Raw genomic sequence first — 21,304 nt, 5'->3', positions numbered from 1 at the left:
CTTCGCGGCGACTTGGGCTGCTCACAGTCGGTACCCGCTCAGTGGTACCCCGGCCACCGAGCCGTCAGCGATCGGCGGCCGCACCCGCCAGCCGCTCCAGCATCAACGCGACGGCCGGCACCTCGGCCAGGTCCGGCAGGGTCAGCGCCACCACCTGACGCACCGCCGGCACCCCGGTGGCCGTCCGCACCGGCACCGTCGAGACGCCGTCAGGACGCACCGACTGCAACGCCAGCCGGGGCAGCACCGCCACTCCCAGACCGGCCGCCACCAGGCCGACCACCGCCGGGTAGTCGTCGGTCGCGAAGTCGATCCGGGGCTCGAAGCCCGCGCCGGCGCACAGCTCCACCAGGTGCCCCCGACACTGCGGGCAGCCGGCGATCCACTGCTCCCCCGCCAACTCGGCCAGCCCCACCGGCCCGCCACGCCCGGCCAGCGGGTGGGCGGCGGGCAGCAGGCCCACCAGCGGGTCGTCCAGCAGGGGGGTGACCACCAGGTCGGACCAGTCGGTACCGGCCGACAGCTGCTGCGCCTCCAGGTTGGCCTCGGCCCGCGCCTCGCGCGGGGTGCCGTGCGCGGCGGACGGCAGCGCGGCGGCGCCGTCGGACTGCGGGTAGCGGAAGGCCAGGGCGATCTCGCACTCGCCGCCGCGCAGCATCGCCAGCGACTCCGGCGGCTCCGCCTCGACCAGCGACACGCGCACCCCCGGATGGCTGTCCCGCAGCCGGGCGACCGCGGGCGGCACCAGGGTGGAACTCGCGGTCGGGAAGGAGACCAGCCGCACCCGCCCGGCCCGCAGCCCGGCGATCGCGGCCACCTCCTCCTCGGCGGCGGAGAGCCCGGCCAGGATTCCGGTGGCATGCTTGAGCAGGACCCGCCCGGCCTCGCTGAGCTGCATCCCGCGGCCCGAGCGGACCACCAGCGGGGTGTCGACCGACTTCTCCAGGGCCTTCATCTGCTGGCTGATGGCAGGCTGCGTACACCCCAGCTCACGGGCGGCGGCGGAGAAGGAGCCGGTGCGGGCGACGGCACGCAGGACGCGCAGATGGCGGGCCTCGATCATGCCTCAGTTATAAGGCAATCTTTGAATTCTGCAAAATTCTACTGATAGTTGAAGCCTGGAGCACCCGCCCGAGCGGGCGAGTCCCCCGCCCCGAGCCGAAGGGGCGCGCCGGTGCCGAAAGCGAGGAGCGACAAGCGAGGCACGAGCGCCGGAACGACGACCGTCGGCACCGGGTCCGAGCGCCCCGGAGGCGAGCGGGCGACCAGCACAGAGCCGCATCACAGCCGGAGGCCCGGCCCGCCTCCCCGAGGGAGCGGACCGGGCCTCCGGTCAGGCGTCGGAGCCTCAGTGCGAGTGGCCGTGGCCGTGCGAGTGGCCGTGACCGTTCTCGGCCTCCTCCTCCTTCTTCTCCACCACGAGGGTCTCGGTGGTGAGGAGCAGGGAGGCGATCGAGGCGGCGTTCTCCAGCGCGGAGCGGGTGACCTTGACCGGGTCGATGACGCCGGCCTTCACCAGGTCGCCGTACTCGCCGGTGGCGGCGTTGTAGCCCTGGCCGATCTCCAGCTCGGAGACCTTGGAGGTGATGACGTAGCCCTCCAGGCCGGCGTTCTGGGCGATCCAGCGCAGCGGCTCGTGCAGCGCCTTGCGGACCACGGCGACACCGGTGGCCTCGTCGCCCGACAGGCCCAGGCCGTCGTTCAGCACCTTGGCGGCGTGGACCAGGGAGGCGCCACCACCGGCGACGATGCCCTCCTCGACCGCGGCGCGGGTCGCCGAGATGGCGTCCTCCAGGCGGTGCTTGCGCTCCTTCAGCTCCACCTCGGTGGCGGCGCCGACCTTGATGACGCAGACGCCGCCGGCCAGCTTGGCCAGGCGCTCCTGCAGCTTCTCGCGGTCCCAGTCGGAGTCGGTCGCGGCGATCTCGCCCTTGATCTGGGCGACGCGGCCGGCCACGGCCTCGGCGTCACCGGCACCGTCGACGACCGTGGTCTCGTCCTTGGTGATGGTCACGCGGCGGGCGGTGCCCAGCACGTCCAGGCCGACCTGGTCGAGCTTGAGGCCGACCTCCTCGGAGATGACCTGGCCACCGGTCAGGACGGCCAGGTCGCCGAGGATCGCCTTGCGGCGGTCGCCGAAGCCCGGGGCCTTCACGGCGACGGCGTTGAAGGTGCCACGGATCTTGTTCACGACCAGGGTCGACAGCGCCTCGCCGTCGACGTCCTCGGCGATGATCAGCAGCGGCTTGGAGGCACCGCCCTGCAGGATCTTCTCCAGCAGCGGCAGCAGCTCCTGGATGGAGGAGATCTTGCCCTGGTTGATCAGGATGTACGGGTCCTCCAGGACCGCCTCCTGCCGCTCCGCGTCGGTGACGAAGTACGGCGACAGGTAGCCCTTGTCGAACTGCATGCCCTCGGTGAAGTCCAGCTCCACGCCGAAGGTGTTCGACTCCTCGACGGTGATGACACCGTCCTTGCCGACCTTGTCGATCGCCTCGGCGATCAGCTCGCCGACCTGGGTGTCCTGGGCGGAGAGGGACGCGACGGCGGCGACGTCGTCCTTGCCCTCGATCTCGCGGGCCACCGACAGCAGGTGCTCGGAGACGGCGGCGACGGCCTTGTCGATGCCCTTCTTCAGGGCGGCCGGGCCGGCACCGGCGGCGACGTTGCGCAGACCCTCGTTGACCAGGGCCTGGGCCAGCACGGTGGCGGTGGTGGTGCCGTCACCCGCGACGTCGTTGGTCTTGGTGGCGACCTCCTTGACGAGCTGCGCGCCAAGGTTCTCGTACGGGTCGTCCAGCTCGACCTCACGGGCGATGGTGACACCGTCGTTGGTGATGGTCGGGGCGCCGAACTTCTTGTCGATGACGACGTTGCGGCCCTTGGGGCCGATGGTCACCTTGACGGTGTCGGCCAGCTTGTTGACACCGCGCTCCAGCGAGCGGCGGGCGTCCTCGTCGAACTGCAGGATCTTCGCCATGTTCCCTATTCCCTCGGGGCTGCGGCCGGCCCAGCGGCCGCCGAACTACGTGAACCAACAACCACGCCCCGGGCCCCTGTCACTTGGGACACGGATCCGGGGCGGGTCGGGACGTCTTACTTCTCGATGATCGCGAGAACGTCGCGGGCGGAGAGCACCAGGTACTCCTCGCCCTGGTACTTCACCTCGGTGCCGCCGTACTTCGAGTACAGGACGATGTCACCGACGGCGACGTCGAGCGGCAGACGCTGGCCGTCCTCAAAGCGGCCCGGGCCGACGGCCAGGACGACGCCCTCCTGGGGCTTCTCCTTGGCGGTGTCCGGGATAACCAGGCCGGAGGCCGTGGTGGTCTCGGCGTCGAGCGGCTGGACCACGATGCGGTCCTCAAGCGGCTTGATGGCAACCTTGCTGCTGGTGGTCACGTCCGAGCTCCCCTTCGGAGATTACGGGGTTTTCTAACGGGTAGGGGCGAACCTGCGAGCCTGCCGTCGCGGGGGTCAGACACGCGTCTTCGCGTTAGCACTCCCCCAGTGGGGAGTGCCAAGGACGACCATAGGCCGCGGTTAGCACTCAGTCAACCAGAGTGCCAACGGCGCGCCCTGAAGTCCCGTGCCACGGATGAGTAGCCGTACTCATGTGCGGCGCCGGGCCGGGCGGCCAGACTCCTGCCATGACCGACACCCCGGTACGCATCGGCCCGACCCGGCCCAAGGACGCGGCTCTCGCCCTGCTGGCACTGCCCCTGCTGGGAGGCGTGCTCCCCTTCGTCGTCTTCTTCTTCATCGCCTGCCTCGGCAGCGGTCCCGGCGCCGGGGACGACGGGGACGGGCGCGGGTGGGCCTTCCTGGGCGTCGGGATGATGGCCGGTCCGGTGGCCGCCCTCGTGGCGGCCGTCCTGGTGGCCGTGCGCAGCCGGCGCTCCGGCTACCAGTTCCTCCCGGTCGCCGCGGCGCTCTCGCCGTTCCTGCTGCCCGTGGTCCTCTCCTCGGGCGTCCTGTGGCGGTGAACCGACCGCCGACCCGCCCGCGCACGCACTGAGCGGCGAGCCTGCTGCTCTCCCTTCACGCCGTACGTCGCGGTGGCGGCTCCGCTCCTCGGGCCGCTGGGCATCCGGCCGGCCGGCCGTCTCCGCGTCCTCCGACCGGTCAGAATGGCCCCGTGGACACCGAGAACCTCCAGCCCCTGCTGACCCCCGAGGGTCAGGCCCTGCTCGCCGAGTTGCGCGAGTTCACGCCCGAGGAGGAGTTGGCGCTCGCCACCCGGCTGCGGCGGGAGCATCCGGCGGAGCTGGTGTCGGCGGCGTTCGGGCAGGCGCGGTTGCGGCAGCGGGCGCGGGCGAAGTTCGGGGCGGACGCGGACCTGATGTACTTCACGCCCAACGGGGTCGAGCAGTCCACCCGACGCAGTGTGGCCGAGTGGCGGGCGCGCCGGTTCGCCGGGCTGGGGGTACGGCGGCTCGCCGACCTGTGCTGCGGCATCGGCGGGGACGTGCTGGCGCTGGCCCGGGCCGGGATCGAGGTGCTGGCCGTCGACAAGGACCCGGCGGCCTGCGCCGCGACCGCGGCCAACGCCGCCGCGCTGGGGCTCTCCGAGCTGGTCGAGGTGCGCTGCGCGGACGTCGCCGAGGTGGACGTCACCGGCTACGACGCGGTGTTCACCGACCCGGCCCGCCGCACCTCGCGCGGCCGGGTGTTCGACCCCGAGGCGTACGCCCCGCCGCTGTCCTGGGCGATCGAGGCCGGACGGCGGACCCCGATCGGCGCGCTGAAGGTGGCGCCGGGCATCCCGCACGAGGCCGTCCCGGCGGACGCCGAGGCGGAGTGGGTCTCCGACCACGGGGACGTCAAGGAGGCGGTGCTCTGGTTCGGCACCGAGTCCGCCCGCCCGCACCGCGCCACCCTGCTGCCGCAGGGCGCCAGCCTGACCGGCGGCGACCTGCCCGACCCGCCGGCCGGCCCGGTCGGACGGTACCTGTACGAGCCGGACGGCGCGGTGATCCGGGCGCACCTGGTGGCCGAGGTGGCCGAGCAGGTCCGCGGCCGGCTGATCGACCCGAAGATCGCCTACCTGACCTCGGACGAGCTGGTCGCCACCCCGTACGCGCACGCCTTCGAGCTCACCGACGTGCTGCCGTTCCACATCAAGAAGCTGAAGGCACTGCTGCGCGAGCGTCAGGTCGGCACGGTGGTGATCAAGAAGCGCGGGATGGCGATCACCCCGGAGGAGTTGCGCCGTCAGCTCAAGCCCTCCGGGCCGAACACCGTCACGGTGATCCTCAGCCGTACCGACCACGGCCCGCTGATGATGCTGGGCCGACCCGTCCAGGCGCCCTGAGGGCGGTCCTAGGAGGCGGGCGGCTGGATGTAGTCGTCCAGCCGGGCCACCGAGAAGCCCTGTTCCTGGATCCGGGCCAGCAGCTCGCCGAACATCTGGGTCATCGTGGCGCCCTTGAGCTCCTTGGGGCCGCGGAAGTGCGCCAGGATGATGTCGCCGGGCTTCAGCTTCTTGTCGGCGGCCTGGTACTGCATGTCGTGGATCTGCATCGACTCGCGCCAGAGCACGATCGCGCGCGGACCGCACTGCTGCACCGAGGTGTTGAGCATCGGGGTGTTGGCGCCGTCTCCGAACGGCGGGCGGAACAGCAGCGGGGCGGTGCCGTACTGCTGGGTGAGCGCGGCCTGGTCGTCGCAGATCTCGGACTTCTGCTTGTCCGCCGAGAGCTTGCTCATCACCGGGTGGGTGACGGTGTGGTTCTGGATGTGGTTGCCGAGCGCCTGGAGCGGCTTGAAGTAGCCGTAGTCGTTCTTGACGATGTCCTTGGTCAGGAACATCGTGATCGGCACCTTGAGGTCGGTCAGCATCTCGACGAACTTCGGATCCTTCTCCGCGCCGTCGTCGAGGGTGATGAAGACGACCTTGTCGCTCGTCTTCACATCGCTGAACACCGGTACGGCGCCGGTGCGTTCGAGCTTGATCGGCTTGTCCGTGGGCGGCGCGGGGGCCGGGGCGAGCGGCTTGAGGTTCCACTTCGCCCAGGCCGCGGCGTCGCCCTCGGCCGGGGCCGCGCCCGAGGTGGTGGCCGCGGCCGCCGGTGCGGCACCGCCGGACGGCTGAGGCGCGGCCGAGGCGTTCTTCGTCGCGGCCGGGGCGGCGCTGCCGCCGCCCCCGTTGTCGCCGCACGCGGTGGCGAAGGCCAGCAGGGCCAGCGCCCCCGCCGCGTACGTCCTGGTCCTGCTTCGCCCGTCCCTGTTCACCGCACCGCGCTCCCGGTCCCGTCCAGCTTTCTCACAGCTATGCACGGTAGCGGCCGGGGTGGCGGTTCCCGACCACGGTCTACTCGACGTGGTCGCTGGTGAAGGACCAGCGGTGCACCGGGCGGCCGAGCAGCTCGGCCGGCGGGTCGGCGACCGGGGCCGGCTCGCCGCTCCACCAGGTGATCAGCAGCACCCGCTCGCCCGGGGCGGAGAGCAGTTCGAGGCGCTCCAGCCCGGCCGCGCCGCGGACCGCAGGCAGTACGAACTCCCGCACCCAGGTGGCGAGTTCCACCCCGCGGCCGTCCGCCGCCCGGGCCTCCCACATCGCGGCGACGGTCACGCGGCCCCCCCGCCGAGGGCGTCGTAGGCCTGGCCGTGGACGTCCCCGTGCCCGATGTCCGCCGTGGGCACGTGGACGTCGGTCACCGGCAGCGAGGAGTCGGCGGACAGGTCGAGGGCGGAAGGCGTGCGGCCCCGCCACACCATCTCGGAGCCCAGCGCCGCCACCATCGCGCCGTTGTCGGTGCACAGGCCCGGCCGCGGCACCCGCAGCCGGATCCCGGCGCGGTCGCAGCGCTGCTGGGCCATCTCGCGCAGCCGGGAGTTGGCCGCGACGCCGCCGCCGATCATCAGGTGGTCGACGCCGTTGTCCTTGCACGCCTTGACGGCCTTGCGGGTGAGCACGTCGGTGACCGCCTCCTGGAAGGAGGCCGCGACGTCGGCGATCGGCACCTCCTCGCCGGCCCGGCGCTTGGCCTCCACCCAGCGGGCGACGGCGGTCTTCAGGCCGGAGAAGGAGAAGTCGTACTCGGGGTCGTTCCTGCCGCTCAGGCCGCGCGGGAAGTTGATCGCCTTGCGGTCGCCCTCGCGGGCCGTCCGGTCGACGATCGGCCCGCCCGGGAAGCCCAGGCCGAGCACCCGGGCGACCTTGTCGAAGGCCTCGCCGGCCGCGTCGTCGATGGTCGCGCCGAGCGGGCGGACGTCCGTGGTGATGTCCTCGCTGAGCAGCAGCGAGGAGTGCCCACCGGAGACCAGCAGGGCCATCGTCGGCGAGGGCAGCCGGCCGTGCTCCAGCTGGTCGACGCAGATGTGCGAGGCGAGGTGGTTGACCCCGTACAGCGGCTTGTCCAGCGCCCAGGCGTACGCCTTGGCGGCGCTGACGCCGACCAGCAGCGCGCCGGCCAGGCCGGGGCCGGCGGTGACGGCGATGCCGTCCAGGTCGCTCGCCTTGATCCCGGCGGTGTCCAGGGCGCGCTGGATGGTCGGGACCATCGCCTCCAGGTGGGCGCGGCTGGCGATCTCCGGGACGACGCCGCCGAAGCGGGCGTGGTCGTTGACGCTGGAGGCGACCGCGTCGGCCAGCAGCGTGGTGCCGCGCACGATGCCGACGCCGGTCTCGTCGCAGGAGGTCTCGATGCCGAGGACGAGCGGTTCGTCAGCCATGGCGGGTGTCCTCAATGTCCTTCGGGTCAGTGCTGTCAGTGCTCGGGTGGTCGAGGCGCATCACCAGCGCGTCGACGTTGGCGGGCTGGTAGTAGCCGCGCCGGATGCCCACCGGTTCGAAGCCGTGGCGCTCGTACAGCCGCTGGGCGCGCGGGTTGTCCACCCGTACCTCCAGCAGCAGTTCGGCGCAGCCGCGCCGGGCGGCCTCGCCGATCAGGTCGGTGAGCAGCGCCGCGCCGAGGCCGGCGCCCTGGTGGCGCTCGTCGACGGCGATGGTCTGGACGTCGCCCTCGCCGGCGACGGCCATCAGCCCGGCGTAGCCGACGATGGCACCGTCCCCGGTGGTGGCGACGGTGTAGTGGCGGGTGCCGCCGGGGTGGGCCTCGGCGAGTTCGGACCAGTACATCCCGTGGGACCAGGCGTCCTCGGGGAAGAGCTTGAGCTCCAGCTCCATCACCGGCTCGATGTCCCACCAGCGCATCGGGCGCAGGGTGGTGCCGTGGTTCACGCCGGGAGCACCGCCTTGTAGCCGGCGGGGACCTGGGCGTCCGGGCGGCGCAGGTACAGCGGGAGGTTCGGCAGCAGCTCGCGGCCGGCGGCCAGCTCGGCGGCGGCGAAACCGGCCAGGGAGCCGGCCGAGACGTGCTCGGGGCCGTGGGCGCCCGGGAAGGCCTCGGGGTAGAGCAGCGCGCCGGCGCCCACCGAGCGGGCCTCGGGCGTCAGCTCGGCCGGGCGGTCCACGCCGGGACCCTCGGTGCGGCGGCCCTCGGCGTCGTAGGAGGCCCAGTAGACCTCCTTGCGGCGCGCGTCGGTGGCCACCGTGAACGGCTGCCCGGCCAGGCCCTCGGCGCGGGCCTGGAAGGCGATCGCGTCCAGGGTGCAGACGCCGTGCACCGGCAGCCCGAGGGCGTGGCCGAGCGCGGCGGCGGTCACCAGGCCGACCCGCAGCCCGGTGTACGGGCCGGGGCCGACGCCGACCGCGATGCCGGTGAGCCGGTGCTTGTCCACCCCGGCCGCCCGCAGGACCTGGTCGATCGCGGGCAGCAGCAGTTCGCCGTGCCGTCGGGCGTCGACCTGGTGGGTCTCGGCGAGGACGGCCGTGCCGTCGTGGACGGCGGCGGTGACGGCGGGGGTAGCGGTGTCGAACGCGAGCAGCAGCACGGGGTCAAGGTTAGACCGACGTTGGACCGGCCGACTGATCGAGCTGGTGTCCCCGTTCGGAACACACGTGCCGGGCGCTGCCGACCGACCGAGGGGACCTGGCACGATTAGGGCGGTACGTACAGAGGACGGCGGCGGGAGCGGCACGTGGCGAAGATGGGTCCTGGAGTGGTGGTCACGGGGTTGACCCTGGGGGCCCTGGCGGTGGTGAGCCTGCTGGCCTTCCAGGCGAGCGGCGCGCAGGACCGCGCGGGCGGAGCCCATCCCACCACCACCGCCGCGGCGTCCACCGGCCCGGTCGCCTCGGCGACGCCGAGCGCCTCGGCCACCCCGACCGTCCCGGCGCTGCCGACCAGCTCGGGCAGCGGTACGCGGGTGGTCTACTCGGTGAGCAGCCACTACGTCTGGCTGATCGACCCGAAGAAGAACCCGCAGGTCGCGGCCACCTTCCAGGTCTCCCCGGGCACGGTGGAGCCGACCCCGGGCAGCTACTCGGTGTACAGCCGCACCCCGGTCGGCGCCGGGACGGACGGCCGGCAGATCGAGCACGTGGTGCGCTTCGCGCAGCAGAACGGCGTGGTGTTCGGCTTCAGCTCGGCGATGGACGGCTCGACGCCGACCGCCGACCCCAAGACCAAGACCGGCGGCATCCGCAGCGGCCGCGCCGACGGGCAGCTGCTCTGGGACTTCGCGCCCAACGGCACCAAGGTGGTCGTGGTCGCCTGAGCCACGTTCTACGCGGCCCGGGGTGTCTCCGCCTCGGGCTCCTCGGCCTGCTCCGGCCGCGGTTCGGGCGGGGTGGACACCGCCTCGGCGGCCGCGCAGGCGGCCAGCAGCGCCCGCATCGGCGCTCCCGGAGCGCGGCGGGCGGACTCTCCGGCCCCGGTGTCGCGCGCGGCGCGCTCCGGGGCGGGGGTGGTGCTCGACATGGCGCCTCCCTAGTTAGGCAGACCTAACCGCAGCACCCATCCCACCACGCCCGGCACCCCGCCCGCAACACCATGCCGACAGGCTGTCGGTAAAACGGGGAGCGCCTACCCGAGCTCCGCCAGCTCCACGCCCGACCAGCGGGCTCCGATGCCGGTCAGCACCACCCGGCGCGGGTCGTGGTCCTCCCCGGCGGTGTCGCCGATCGCCCGTTCGATCCGCACCTCCAGCCGGTCCTCGGACAGCCGCTCGACCTTGCCCTCGCCCCACTCGACCACGATCACCGACTCCGGCAGCGAGACGTCCAGGTCGAGGTCCTCCATCTCGTCCAGGTTCCCGCCCAGCCGGTACGCGTCCACGTGCACCAGGGCCGGGCCACCGACCAGCGAGGGGTGCACCCGGGCGATCACGAAGGTCGGCGAGGTCACCGCGCCGCGGACCTGCAGCCCCTCCCCCAGGCCCCGGGTCAGCGTGGTCTTCCCCGCCCCCAGTTCGCCGGAGAGCAGCACCAGGTCACCCGGCCGCAGCAGCGCGGCCAACTCCCGGCCGAGCCGGCCCATCCGCTCCGGAGTGGGGATGGTGAGAGTGGCGTGCGAGCCCATGCGCGTGTCTTGCCCTTCGGTCCGTAGCGGCGCGCCGACCACCGGCCGCCACCGCTACCGTGCCACACCGCCGCACCCCGATGTGGCGGGCGGGGGGTCGGGCGGGAGTCAGGCGGGGTCGACGACCGGGTTCGGCTCCGGCTCCCGGGACCGCTCGCTGGCGAGCTCCAGGACGGCCTCCGGCAGCGGCGCGGCGCCGGCGAAGTCGGCGGCACGGCGCAGCAGCCGCGCCAGCTCGTGGTCGACCAGCTCGGGGCGCTCCAGCAGGACCAGGTGCCCGGCGCCCTCGACCAGCACCAGCTCGGCACCGGGCAGCCGCTCGGCCATCTCCTCGCTGTGCGAAGCGGGCGTCAGCAGGTCCTTCGTCCCGGCCAGCACCAGCGCGGGCAGACCGCGCAGGGCGTCCAGCGCCGCGTACTTCTCGTGCGCGTCGAACGCCGGGTAGAACTCGGCGACCACGTCGATCGGGGTGGCATCCAGCAGCTGCTCGGCGAAGCGCACCACACCGGGGTCGACGTCCCGGCCACCGAAGGAGAACTTCCGGTAGAAGACGGCGGCCACGTCCGAGCCGACCCGCCTGGTCGCCTCCACCAGGTCCACCTGACGGCCCAGCAGCCGCATCACCCCGGGCGCGACCTTCTTGAACAGTTTCGCCCCGACCCTCGGCAACCCGAGGCTCACCTCGTCCCAGTCCCCCGCCAGAGTGCCGACCAGCGCGACCCCGGCGACGCGCTCCCGGAACAGCTCCGGGTGCTGCTCGGCCAGCGCCATCACCGTCATGCCGCCCATCGAATGGCCCACCAGCACCAGCGGCCCGGTCGGCGCGACGGCGTCCAGCACCGCCTTGAGGTCACCGCCCAGCTGGTCGATGCTCGCCGGATCACCGGCCAGGTACGAGCGGGAGCGCTCGGAGCGGCCGTGGCTCCGCTGGTCCCAGAAGACCAGCCGCATGCCCTCGCGCAGCGCGGCACGCTGGAAGTGCCAGCTGTCCTGGTTGAGGCAGTAGCCGTGGCAGAACACCACGGTCAACGGCTCGGCGGTGTAAATCGCCCGCTCGCCTCCGGGGCGCTCGGACCCGGTGCCGACGGTCGGCGCTCCGATGCCCTCGTTCCTCGGGCCTCCTCGCTCCTCCCTTTCGGCACCGGCGCGCCCCTTCGGCTCGGGGCGGTGGCCGTCCAGCTCGGGGCGGTGGCCGTCCAGCTCGGGGCGCAGGCCCTCCAGCTCCACGTACAGCTCCGTGCCGTCCGGCGCGGCCACCGTCAGCGGGCGCCCGCGCAGCGAGCCGTACGGGGCGGTCGCGTCCAGCTCGGCCCGGGCCCGGCGGCGCATCGCCCGGCCGACCGTCAGCCGCTCGATCGCGACGCCCGCGGCCGCGCCGGCCGCCAGCACGCCGACGGAGATCCCGATCACACCGGCCCGGCTCACCCCGGACGCCGCGCCGGCCGCCTTGGCCACCGCCGCGACCGGGTTGCTCTCGGCCGGCGTGCCGGTCATGCCGGCAGGCCCTCGCGGTGGCTGCCGCCCAGGTAGCGGCGGGGCACCCGGGCGCCGATCCGGGTGATGACCTCGTACGAGATCGAGCCGCAGGCGCGGGCCCAGTCCTCGGCGGTCGGCTCACCGCGCTCGCCGTTGCCGAACAGCAGCACCTCGTCGCCGATCCCGGGGGTGTCGCCGCCCAGGTCCACCACGAACTGGTCCATCGCGACCCGGCCGGCCACCGTGCGCCACTTGCCGCCGATCTGCACCGGGCCGGTGCCGCTGGCGTGGCGCGGGATGCCGTCGCCGTAGCCGACCGGGACGAGCCCCAGCGTGGTCGGGCCGGGCGTCACGTAGTGGTGGCCGTAGCTGACCCCGTGCCCGCCGGGGACGTGCTTGACCAGCGCCAGCCGGGCGGTCAGCGCCATGACCGGGCGCAGCCCGAAGTCCGCCGGGGAGCCGACCTCGGGCACCGGCGACAGTCCGTACGCGGCCAGGCCGGTGCGCACCAGGTCGAAGTGCGTCTCGGGCAGCAGCAGGGTGGCCGGGGAGTTCGCCAGGTGCCGGACCTCCGGGCGCAGCCCGGCGGCCTCGGCGTGCGCCAGCGCGGCGCGGTAGGAGTCCAGCTGGGCCTGGATCGACGGGTGGCCGGGCTCGTCGGCGGCGGCGAAGTGCGACCAGATGCCGACGACCTTCAGCAGCCCCTCGGCCTCGGCGCGCCGGGCGTTCGCCACCAGCTGCGGCCAGTCGTGCGGCTGGCAGCCGTTGCGGCCCAGGCCGGTGTCGGCCTTCAGGTGGACCCGCGCCGGGATGCCGGTCTCCCGGACGGCCGGCAGCAGTTCCTCCAGCGCCCACTGGCCGCTGACCGAGACGTCCAGGTCCGCGCGCAGCGCCTCGCGCCACGGCCCGCCGGGCGTCCACAGCCAGCACAGGATGCGGGCCCGCTCCGGGCGGATGCCCGCGGCCCGCAGCGCCAGCGCCTCCTCGGGCATCGCGCAGCCGAGCCAGCCGACCCCGTTCGCGACCGCCTCCCGGGCGCACTCGACCGCGCCGTGGCCGTAGGCGTCGGCCTTGACCGCGAGCATCACGGCGGAGCCGCCGACGCGCTCGCGCAGCGCGGCGAGGTTGCCGCGCAGGGCGGCGAGATCGATGGTCGCCTCAGCCCGTACGCCGTCGGTGAGGGTGGCTGTGCCGATCGTGTTCGCAGTTGTCATCAGGGTCAGTCTCCCAGACGTCCCGGAGTCCTCGCCGAACGGCCCATCGGCGCGGCGGTCGGCACCGGGGCGCCGGGGCACCCGCCGACCTGCGGCGGACGACTGGTCCGCCGTGTCTGGGACGCCCCGAACGGACGCTTCGGTTCCGTTCGACTATCCCTGCCGCACCGCCCGCCAGACCGCCGGGAGCGCCCCGGCGACGCCCGTCGCCGTCACCGGTGCGCCCGGGGCGCCCGCCGCCTCGCGACCCGCCAGGCCGTGCAGGTAGGCGGCCACCGAGGCGGCGTCCAGCGGCGACAGGCCCGAGGCCAGCAGCGAGCCGGCCAGACCGGCCAGCACGTCCCCGCTGCCCGCGGTGGCGAGCCAGGAGGTGCCGGTCGGGTTCACCCGGACGGCCCCGCCCGGGTCGGCCACCACCGTGGTGGAGCCCTTCAGCAGCACGGTGGCCCGGTAGGCGGCCGCCAGCCGCCGGGCGGTGGCCAGCCGGGCGGCGGCCAGCTCCTCGGCGGCGGGCGGCGCGGTGCCCTCGGCGCCCGCGAGCAGCCGGGCGGCCTCGCCGGTGTGCGGGGTGAGCAGGGTCGGCGCGGTGCGGCCGGCCAGCGCCCGCGGGCCGAGCCGGCCCAGCTCGGTCAGCCCGTCCGCGTCCACCAGTACCGGGACGTCGGCCGCCAGCGCCTCGGCCAGCGCCTGCCGCGCCCCCTCGCCGCCGCCCGGCCCGACCACCCAGGCCTGCACCCGTCCGGCCCCGGCCGGCCCGCCCTCGGTGACCAGCGCCTCCGGGAAGCGCCGCACCACCTCCTCGGCCGCCGTACCGACGTACCGGACGGCGCCCGCGCCGCCCCGCAGCGCCCCGGCGACCGCCAGCAGCGCCGCCCCCGGGTACGTCGCCGAGCCGGCTGCCACCCCGACCACGCCGCGCCGGTACTTGTCGCTCTCCGCGCCCGGCAGCGGCAGCAGCGCCGCCACGTCCGCGTGCTGCAGGACCGTCACCCCCGGCTCCGGCAGCTCCAGCCCGATGTCCACCAGCTGCACCGCGCCCGCGTACGAGGCCCCCGGGTCGACCAGCAGCCCCGGCTTGTACGTGCCGAAGCAGACCGTGACGTCCGCGCGCAGCGCCGCCCCCGGCACCTCGCCGCTGTCCGCCTCGACCCCGCTGGGCAGGTCGACCGCCACCACCAGGCCGCGTCGCTCGGCCCGCGCGTACGGCTCCGCCTCGGGGCGCAGCCCGCCGCGGCCGCCGATGCCGACGATCCCGTCCAGCACCAGGTCCGCGCGCGAGAAGTCGGCCAGGCCGGCTTCCCGCTCCGCCGTCACCCGTCCGCCCGCGGCCCGCAGCGCGGCCAGCCCGCCCTGATGCGCCTTCTGCGGCGCCAGCAGCACCGCCGTCACCCGCGCCCCGCGCCGCGCCAGGGCCGCCCCGGCGTACAGGGCGTCACCCCCGTTGTCCCCACTGCCCGCCAGCACCACCACCCGACTGCCGTACACCCGGCCCCGACGCCGCGTCAGCAGTCGGGCGCAGGTCGCCGCCAGCCCGGCGGCCGCCCGCTGCATCAGGGTGCCCTCCGGCAACCGGGCCATCAGCGCGGCCTCGGCGGCCCGGACGGTTTCCACAGGGTGTGCATGACGCATGGCGGGGCTCCTTCGGCGGTCGGCTACCGCCGACGCTAGCCCGCGTCACCGCCCCACGGGAGCCGGGCCTGCGGCACACTTTCGAGTGACACCCACTTCGATCCCCCACCGGTGTCGGTCCGTACGCCCACCTTGTGGCTCGGCACGGACCCACAGGAGGGAGAAGGGCCATGGTCGCCATGCCAGCTGTCGAGGGCCCGCTGGGCCAGGACGACCTCCTCCAGGCATTCCTGGAGCTGGACACACCGCCTGGCTACAAGGCAGAGCTCATCGAAGGGGAAATCGTCGTGACGCCACCGCCGGACGGAGAACACGAGAGCGCGTTCTCCCTGCTGAACCGGCAGTTCATGCGCAAGGCCGAGACGGAGTTCGACCTGTCCGGCAACAAGGGGCTGATCGTACCGACCGGACGGTTCATCCCCGACGGCACCGTGAGTCCTGTCGGACACTTCCTGGACGCCGGTTCGTGGGCGGACCCTGCCGGAGTCCTGCTCGTCTTCGAAGTGACGTCCACGAGCCCGCGCCGGGACCGCGAACAGAAGCGCCGCGGGTACGCCGCTGCTGGAATCCCGTGCCACCTACTGGTGGACCGGAGCGAGGGCACAGTCACCCTGTTCACCGAGCCCGAGGGAGACGACTACACCCGGAAGGAGCCGGTCCCGTTCGGCAAGCCGATCGACCTGCCCGCCCCGTTCTCCTTCACGCTCGACACGGCGCCCCTGCGGTAGGGCACAGCCACCGCAGGGGCACCGGCCGTACTACTCGACGGTGACCGACTTCGCCAGGTTGCGCGGCTGGTCGACCTCGTGGCCCTTGGCCGTGGCCAGCTCGCAGGCGAAGACCTGGAGCGGCACGGTGGAGACCAGCGGCTGCAGCAGGGTCGGGGTCGCCGGGATGCGGATCAGGTGGTCCGCGTACGGCACGACCGCCTCGTCGCCCTCCTCGGCGATCACGATGGTGCGCGCGCCGCGGGCCCGGATCTCCTGGATGTTGGAGACGATCTTGTCGTGCAGGATCGACCGCCCGCGCGGCGAGGGCACGACCACCACGACCGGCAGCCCCTCCTCGATCAGCGCGATCGGGCCGTGCTTGAGCTCGCCCGCCGCGAAGCCCTCGGCGTGCATGTAGGCGAGCTCCTTGAGCTTGAGCGCGCCCTCCAGGGCCACCGGGAAGCCGACGTGGCGGCCGAGGAACAGCACCGAGCGGGCGTCGGCCAGCGAGCGGGCCAGCTCGCGCACCGGCTCCATGGTCTCCAGGACCTGCTCGACCTGCTTCGGCGCGTCGCCGAGCTCGCGGATGATGGTGAAGATCTCGTCGCCCCACTTGGTGCCGCGCACCTGGCCCAGGTAGAGGGCGACCAGGTAGCAGGCGACCAGCTGGGTCAGGAACGCCTTGGTGGACGCGACCGCGACCTCCGGGCCGGCGTGGGTGTACAGCACCGCGTCCGACTCGCGCGGGATGGTGGAGCCGTTGGTGTTGCAGATCGCCAGGACCTTGGCGCCCTGCTCCCGGGCGTGCCGCAGGGCCATCAGGGTGTCCATGGTCTCGCCGGACTGCGAGATGGCGATGACCAGCGTGCCCGGGCCCATGATCGGGTCGCGGTAGCGGAACTCCGAGGCGACCTCGACCTCGCAGGGGATGCGGGTCCAGTGCTCGATCGCGTACTTCGCGATCATGCCCGCGTGGAACGCGGTGCCGCAGGCGACGATGACGACCTTGTCGACCGAGCGCAGGTCCGCGTCGGAGATGCGCAGCTCGTCCAGGGTCAGCCGGCCGTCGGCGCCGATCCGGCCCAGCAGGGTGTCGGCGACGGCCTTCGGCTGCTCGGCGATCTCCTTGAGCATGAAGTAGTCGTAGCCGCCCTTCTCGGCGGCGGAGGCGTCCCAGTCGACGTGGTACTCGCGCACCTCGGCCGGGGTGCCGTCGAAGTTGGTCACCGTCACGCCGCTCTCGCGCAGCTCGACGACCTGGTCCTGGCCCAGCTCGATCGCCTCGCGGGTGTGCGCGATGAACGCGGCGACGTCCGAGGCCAGGAAGTTCTCGCCCTCGCCGCGGCCGACCACCAGCGGCGAGTTGCGGCGGGCGCCGACGACCACGCCGGGCGCGTCCGCGTGCACGGCGACCAGGGTGAAGGCGCCGTCCAGACGGCGGCAGACCACCCGCATGGCCTCGGCGAGGTCGCCCTCGTACGCCTCGCCCAGCAGGTGGGCGACGACCTCGGTGTCGGTCTCGGACCGGAGGGTGTGGCCGCGCTCGGCGATCTCGGCGCGCAGCTGGGCGAAGTTCTCGATGATGCCGTTGTGGACCACGGCCACCCGGTTGTCGTCGTCCAGGTGGGGGTGGGCGTTGGCGTCCGTCGGGCCGCCGTGGGTGGCCCAGCGGGTGTGGCCGATGCCGGTGGTGCCGCCGGGCAGAGGGGATTCGGCGAGCGACTTCTCGAGGTTGGCGAGCTTCCCGGCCCGCTTGTCCGTGACCAGACCCCACTGCCCCTGGGAGTCCTGCGCCTGCACCGCGACACCGGCCGAGTCGTAGCCCCGGTACTCCAGTCGCTGCAGGCCCGCGATTACTACGTCGAGGGCGGACTGCGCGCCCACGTATCCAACAATTCCGCACATGCGTGCCAGCATAAGGGCGGTTCTGTGGCCGTTTTCCCGCCTCGGACCAACTCTGCGTGACCGACACCACAGCCACCGTGAACGCCGCCACGGCTCACAATGGAGCATGTGCTGACCGAACTCTGTACGCGGGGCGCCGCCACGCCCGGCCCGTCGCCGTCCCCTTACGTGGACCTCAGCCGGGCCGAGTGGAGCGCGCTGCGCGAGCGTACGCCGCTGCCGCTGACCGCCGAGGAGGTGGAGCAGCTGCGCGGCCTCGGCACGGCGCTCGACCTGGACGAGGTCCGCGACGTCTACCTGCCGCTGTCCCGGCTGCTCAACCTGTACATCCACGCCACGCACGAGCTGCGCGGCACCCTGGGCACGTTCCTGGACACCCCGGACACCGAGCGCACCCGCACCCCGTTCATCATCGGCGTGGCGGGCTCGGTCGCGGTCGGCAAGTCCACCACGGCCCGTCTGCTGCAGGCCCTGCTGGCCCGCTGGCCCGAGCACCCCCGGGTCGAACTGGTCACCACCGACGGCTTCCTGCTGCCCAACGCCGAGCTGCGCCGCCGCGGCCTGATGGCCCGCAAGGGCTTCCCCGAGTCGTACGACCGCCGGGCGCTGACGCGCTTCGTCGCGGACGTGAAGGCGGGCAGGGAGCGGGTCACGGCGCCGGTGTACTCCCACCTGGTGTACGACATCGTGCCGGACCAGCGGCTGACCGTGGAGCGCCCGGACATCCTGATCGTCGAGGGCCTGAACGTGCTCCAGCCGGCCCTGCCCGGCACCGACGGCCGCACCCGCCTCGCGGTGGCCGACTACTTCGACTTCTCGATCTACGTCGACGCCCGTACCGACGACATCGAGCACTGGTACCTGGACCGCTTCCGCAAGCTGCGGCAGACCGCCTTCCAGGACCCGAACTCCTACTTCCGCCGCTTCACCGAGGTGCCGGAGGAGGAGGCGATGGAGTACGGCCGCCAGGTCTGGCGCACCATCAACAAGCCCAACCTGCTGGAGAACGTGCTGCCGACCCGCGGCCGGGCCACCCTGATCCTGCAGAAGGGCCCGGACCACAAGGTCCGCCGGGCGCTGCTGCGCAAGCTCTAGCAAGTCCCCTCGAAGCCCGGGAAGGCCCCCTGGGGCCCTGAAACGCCCGCAGGCCCCCACTGTCTCCAGTGGGGGCCTGCGCGTGCCTGCCAGGGGGCCGTCAGCCCAGGTGGGTGCGCACCGCCTCGGCCAGCCGCTGCCCGACCGTCTCGGCCTGCGCCGGGTCGGCGGCCTCGACCATGACCCGGACCAGCGGCTCGGTGCCGGACGGACGCAGCAGCACCCGGCCGGTGGAGCCCAGCTCGGCCTCGGCCGCGGCGACCGCCTCGGCCAGCTCGACGCTGGTCTTCACCCGGCTCTTGTCGACGCCCTTGACGTTGATCAGCACCTGCGGCAGCCGGGTCATCACGGCGGCCAGGTCGGCCAGCGGCTGCTTGGTGGCGGCCAGTCGGGCGCCCAGCATCAGGCCGGTCAGGGTGCCGTCGCCGGTGGTGGCGTGGTCCAGCAGGATGACGTGACCGGACTGCTCGCCGCCCAGCGCGAAGCCCTGCTCCTTCATCGCCTCCAGCACGTAGCGGTCGCCGACGGCGGTCTCCACCAGGTCGATGCCCTCGCGCTCCATCGCCAGCTTGAAGCCGAGGTTGGACATCACGGTGGCCACCGCGGTGTTGCGGCGCAGGGTGCCGGCCTCCTTCATGGCGACGGCGAGGATGGCGATGATCTGGTCGCCGTCCACCTCGTCGCCCTCGGCGTCGGCGGCCAGGCAGCGGTCGGCGTCGCCGTCCAGGGCGATGCCGAGGTCGGCGCGGTGCTCCTTCATCGCGACACGCAGCCGGTCCAGGTGGGTGGAGCCGACGCCGTCGTTGATGTTGAGGCCGGTGGGCTCGGCCCCCAGGGTGTGGACGACCTCGGCGCCGGCCCGGGCGAAGGCCTCGGGGGCGACGTACGCGGCGGCGCCGTGGGCGCCGTCGATGACGACCTTGATGCCGTCCAGGCGGTTGGGCAGCACGCCGATCAGGTGGGCGACGTACTTGTCGAAGCCCTCGGTGTACTCGCGCACCCGGCCGACGGCCGCGCCGGTGGGACGGTTCCAGTCCTCGCCGCCGACGGTGTGCTTGCGGTAGTGCGCCTCGATCGCGTCCTCGATCCGGTCGTCCAGCTTGTGGCCGCCGCGGGCGAGGAACTTGATGCCGTTGTCCGGCATGGCGTTGTGGCTGGCGGACAGCATCACGCCGAAGTCGGCGCCGAGCGCGCCGGTGAGGTAGGCCACAGCCGGGGTGGGCAGGACACCGACCCGCAGGACGTCGACGCCGGAGCTGGCCAGACCGGCGATGACCGCGGCCTCCAGGAACTCGCCCGAGGCACGCGGGTCACGGCCGACCACCGCGACCGGCCGGTGCCCGTCGAAGGCGCCGGCCTCGCCGAGCACATGGGCGGCCGCGACCGACAGGCCGAGCGCCAGCTCCGCCGTCAGGCCCTCGTTCGCCACCCCGCGTACGCCGTCCGTACCGAAGAGTCGTCCCACTGTCCCGTCCTCCATCACCATGCTCGGAACCCACCGATGATCCCGGCCGCCGCACGTTAGCCGGGGAACACGTCGCCCCGGAGTACACGAGGTACTCCGGGGCGACGGTTTGCGCAACCAGGGGGTGCGCCGCCAGGGCGGAACGCACCCCCGGGGACGCGATTAGCGCTTGCTGTACTGCGGCGCCTTGCGGGCCTTCTTCAGACCGGCCTTCTTGCGCTCGACGGCGCGGGCGTCACGGGTCAGGAAGCCGGCCTTCTTGAGGGCGCCGCGGTTGTTGTCCACGTCGGCCTCGTTCAGGGCACGGGCCACGCCGAGGCGCAGCGCGTAGGCCTGGCCGGAGACGCCGCCACCGCTGATGCGGGCGACGACGTCGTAACGGCCGTCCAGCTCCAGGAGCTTGAAGGGCTCGTTCACGGTCTGCTGGTGCACCTTGTTGGGGAAGTAGTCCTCAAGGGTGCGACCGTTGATCTTCCACACGCCCGTGCCGGGGACGATGCGCACGCGGGCGATCGCCTCCTTGCGACGGCCGAGGCCGGCGCCGGGGACGGCCTCGCCGAAGCGGCCGGCCAGGGACTCGGAGGTGTAGGTCTCCTCGGAGGTGTACTCGCCCTCGACGGCCTCAACGGCCTCGTCGAAGTCGACCTCAAGGGTTTCAGTGGTCTCGGCCACGGTGTTCCTCAGCTCTTTTCAGTGATGGGGGGCTTGGTGGCCGGAATTACTGCGCGACCTGGGTGATCTCGAACGGCACCGGCTGCTGGGCAGCGTGGGGGTGCTGGTCGCCCGAGTAAACCTTCAGCTTCGAGAGCATCTGACGGCCCAGGCTGTTCTTGGGGATCATGCCCTTGATGGCCTTCTCGACGGCCTTCTCGGGGTTGTTCGCCAGCAGGTCGTCGTAGCGCACCGAGCGCAGACCGCCCGGGAAGCCCGAGTGGCGGTAGGCCAGCTTCTGGGTCTTCTTGTTACCGGACAGGTGCACCTTGTCGGCGTTGATGATGATGACGAAGTCACCAGTGTCAACGTGCGGCGCGTAGATCGCCTTGTGCTTGCCCCGGAGGAGGTTGGCGGCCTGGGAAGCCAGGCGGCCGAGCACGACGTCGGTCGCGTCGATGACGTGCCACTGACGCTGGACGTCGCCGGGCTTGGGGCTGTACGTACGCACGGTCGTAGCCTTCGCTTTTCAGTGAGTGAGTCCTGACAGGAGCACCCGGACGGAAGAGCAGCCTGGCCAACCTTGGACGCAATTCAAGGGGGACCGCTGGTCGTCGACCTGATGTCTCCGGCGTACCGACCTCTCACGTGAGATAGAGCGAGCCAATACGCACATCAAGCGTCCAGATTACCGGGCGGGGGGGGGGGGGGGGGAAAAACCCCCCCCCCCCACGAGCCCGCAAACCGCGGTAGCGCGCCCCCCCCGGGGCGGCCCAGAACCGCGCCGACCAC

22 protein-coding genes are annotated in these 21,304 nt (G+C 73.1%); 5 read left to right on the top strand and 17 right to left on the bottom strand.

Features of this window, described 5'->3' with window-relative positions; all coding sequences use genetic code 11:
* Positions 1-64 precede the first annotated feature (64 nt).
* The 3 genes from ACFVWU_RS32150 to groES form a co-directional block, all read right to left on the bottom strand.
* Positions 65-1,063 (bottom strand): LysR family transcriptional regulator, encoded by a 999-nt coding sequence (locus ACFVWU_RS32150; RefSeq protein WP_387627454.1) that lies wholly within the window; start codon positions 1,061-1,063, stop codon positions 65-67.
* A 285-nt stretch (positions 1,064-1,348) separates the two neighbouring features.
* Positions 1,349-2,980: a chaperonin GroEL gene (gene groL / locus ACFVWU_RS32145; protein ID WP_387627453.1), complete on the bottom strand. Its 1,632-nt coding sequence runs from the start codon at positions 2,978-2,980 to the stop codon at positions 1,349-1,351.
* Between the two features lie 116 nt (positions 2,981-3,096).
* On the bottom strand, positions 3,097-3,402 hold the full coding sequence (groES, locus tag ACFVWU_RS32140; RefSeq protein ID WP_014136232.1) for a co-chaperone GroES: 306 nt from the start codon (positions 3,400-3,402) through the stop codon (positions 3,097-3,099).
* Positions 3,403-3,650: 248 nt separating this feature from the next.
* Here groES and ACFVWU_RS32135 point away from each other — a divergent pair, with 248 nt between their 5' ends.
* On the top strand, positions 3,651-3,986 hold the full coding sequence (locus tag ACFVWU_RS32135; RefSeq protein WP_387627451.1) for a hypothetical protein: 336 nt from the start codon (positions 3,651-3,653) through the stop codon (positions 3,984-3,986).
* Positions 3,987-4,138: 152 nt separating this feature from the next.
* Positions 4,139-5,314, top strand: coding sequence for an SAM-dependent methyltransferase (locus ACFVWU_RS32130; protein ID WP_387627449.1), 1,176 nt, complete (start codon positions 4,139-4,141; stop codon positions 5,312-5,314).
* 8 nt (positions 5,315-5,322) lie between these two features.
* Here ACFVWU_RS32130 and ACFVWU_RS32125 read toward each other — a convergent pair whose 3' ends face one another.
* The 5 genes from ACFVWU_RS32125 to tsaB all read right to left on the bottom strand — a co-directional run bounded on the left by ACFVWU_RS32125 (position 5,323) and on the right by tsaB (position 8,838).
* Positions 5,323-6,234, bottom strand: a complete 912-nt coding sequence (locus tag ACFVWU_RS32125; protein WP_387627447.1) for a polysaccharide deacetylase family protein — start codon at positions 6,232-6,234, stop codon at positions 5,323-5,325.
* 79 nt (positions 6,235-6,313) lie between these two features.
* Positions 6,314-6,574 carry a hypothetical protein gene (locus ACFVWU_RS32120; RefSeq protein WP_387627445.1) on the bottom strand — a complete coding sequence of 87 codons (261 nt, stop codon included), beginning with the start codon at positions 6,572-6,574 and terminating at the stop codon, positions 6,314-6,316.
* A complete protein-coding gene (gene tsaD / locus ACFVWU_RS32115) occupies positions 6,571-7,677 on the bottom strand; it encodes a tRNA (adenosine(37)-N6)-threonylcarbamoyltransferase complex transferase subunit TsaD (RefSeq protein WP_387627443.1) in 1,107 nt (368 codons plus the stop codon). Before tsaD ends, ACFVWU_RS32120 begins: the two co-directional genes overlap by 4 nt.
* The gene (gene rimI / locus ACFVWU_RS32110; protein WP_387627460.1) at positions 7,670-8,158 is read right to left on the bottom strand and encodes a ribosomal protein S18-alanine N-acetyltransferase; all 489 of its coding nucleotides are present in this window, start codon (positions 8,156-8,158) and stop codon (positions 7,670-7,672) included. The genes tsaD and rimI overlap by 8 nt, the downstream gene beginning before the upstream one ends.
* 23 nt (positions 8,159-8,181) lie before the next feature.
* A complete protein-coding gene (gene tsaB / locus ACFVWU_RS32105; RefSeq protein ID WP_387627441.1) occupies positions 8,182-8,838 on the bottom strand; it encodes a tRNA (adenosine(37)-N6)-threonylcarbamoyltransferase complex dimerization subunit type 1 TsaB in 657 nt (218 codons plus the stop codon).
* 156 nt (positions 8,839-8,994) lie between these two features.
* On the opposite strand from tsaB, the gene ACFVWU_RS32100 reads away from it, so the two are divergent.
* Complete coding sequence (locus ACFVWU_RS32100) at positions 8,995-9,564, top strand: hypothetical protein (RefSeq protein WP_387627458.1); 570 nt, start codon at positions 8,995-8,997, stop codon at positions 9,562-9,564.
* 8 nt (positions 9,565-9,572) lie between these two features.
* On the opposite strand, the gene ACFVWU_RS32095 is transcribed toward ACFVWU_RS32100, so the two are convergent.
* The 5 genes from ACFVWU_RS32095 to ACFVWU_RS32075 all read right to left on the bottom strand — a co-directional run bounded on the left by ACFVWU_RS32095 (position 9,573) and on the right by ACFVWU_RS32075 (position 14,686).
* Complete coding sequence (locus ACFVWU_RS32095) at positions 9,573-9,767, bottom strand: hypothetical protein (RefSeq protein WP_380608238.1); 195 nt, start codon at positions 9,765-9,767, stop codon at positions 9,573-9,575.
* 105 nt (positions 9,768-9,872) lie between these two features.
* Positions 9,873-10,367: a tRNA (adenosine(37)-N6)-threonylcarbamoyltransferase complex ATPase subunit type 1 TsaE gene (gene tsaE / locus ACFVWU_RS32090; protein ID WP_387627439.1), complete on the bottom strand. Its 495-nt coding sequence runs from the start codon at positions 10,365-10,367 to the stop codon at positions 9,873-9,875.
* A gap of 108 nt (positions 10,368-10,475) precedes the next feature.
* Positions 10,476-11,861, bottom strand: a complete 1,386-nt coding sequence (locus ACFVWU_RS32085; protein WP_387627438.1) for an alpha/beta fold hydrolase — start codon at positions 11,859-11,861, stop codon at positions 10,476-10,478.
* A complete protein-coding gene (gene alr / locus ACFVWU_RS32080) occupies positions 11,858-13,057 on the bottom strand; it encodes an alanine racemase (protein WP_387627436.1) in 1,200 nt (399 codons plus the stop codon). Before alr ends, ACFVWU_RS32085 begins: the two co-directional genes overlap by 4 nt.
* Before the next feature lie 153 nt (positions 13,058-13,210).
* Positions 13,211-14,686, bottom strand: coding sequence for an NAD(P)H-hydrate dehydratase (locus tag ACFVWU_RS32075; protein ID WP_387627434.1), 1,476 nt, complete (start codon positions 14,684-14,686; stop codon positions 13,211-13,213).
* Between the two features lie 170 nt (positions 14,687-14,856).
* On the opposite strand from ACFVWU_RS32075, the gene ACFVWU_RS32070 reads away from it, so the two are divergent.
* Positions 14,857-15,414, top strand: a complete 558-nt coding sequence (locus tag ACFVWU_RS32070; protein ID WP_387627432.1) for a Uma2 family endonuclease — start codon at positions 14,857-14,859, stop codon at positions 15,412-15,414.
* Positions 15,415-15,444: 30 nt separating this feature from the next.
* Here the strand turns inward: ACFVWU_RS32070 and glmS are convergent, their stop codons facing one another.
* Complete coding sequence (glmS, locus tag ACFVWU_RS32065) at positions 15,445-17,301, bottom strand: glutamine--fructose-6-phosphate transaminase (isomerizing) (protein WP_387627430.1); 1,857 nt, start codon at positions 17,299-17,301, stop codon at positions 15,445-15,447.
* 99 nt (positions 17,302-17,400) lie between these two features.
* Between glmS and coaA the strand changes: the two genes are divergently transcribed.
* A complete protein-coding gene (gene coaA / locus ACFVWU_RS32060) occupies positions 17,401-18,396 on the top strand; it encodes a type I pantothenate kinase (RefSeq protein ID WP_387627428.1) in 996 nt (331 codons plus the stop codon).
* Positions 18,397-18,496: 100 nt separating this feature from the next.
* Here the strand turns inward: coaA and glmM are convergent, their stop codons facing one another.
* From glmM to rplM, 3 genes are all read right to left on the bottom strand, one after another.
* Complete coding sequence (gene glmM / locus ACFVWU_RS32055) at positions 18,497-19,861, bottom strand: phosphoglucosamine mutase (RefSeq protein WP_387627426.1); 1,365 nt, start codon at positions 19,859-19,861, stop codon at positions 18,497-18,499.
* 162 nt (positions 19,862-20,023) lie between these two features.
* Positions 20,024-20,533 carry a 30S ribosomal protein S9 gene (rpsI, locus tag ACFVWU_RS32050; RefSeq protein WP_380608249.1) on the bottom strand — a complete coding sequence of 170 codons (510 nt, stop codon included), beginning with the start codon at positions 20,531-20,533 and terminating at the stop codon, positions 20,024-20,026.
* A 46-nt stretch (positions 20,534-20,579) separates the two neighbouring features.
* Positions 20,580-21,023, bottom strand: coding sequence for a 50S ribosomal protein L13 (gene rplM, locus ACFVWU_RS32045; RefSeq protein ID WP_030055846.1), 444 nt, complete (start codon positions 21,021-21,023; stop codon positions 20,580-20,582).
* Positions 21,024-21,304 lie beyond the last annotated feature (281 nt).

Origin of the sequence: Kitasatospora sp. NPDC058190 (assembly GCF_042883685.1) — a bacterium.
Classification (GTDB): Bacteria; Actinomycetota; Actinomycetes; order Streptomycetales; family Streptomycetaceae; genus Kitasatospora.
This window is presented reverse-complemented; position numbering and strand designations above follow the sequence as displayed.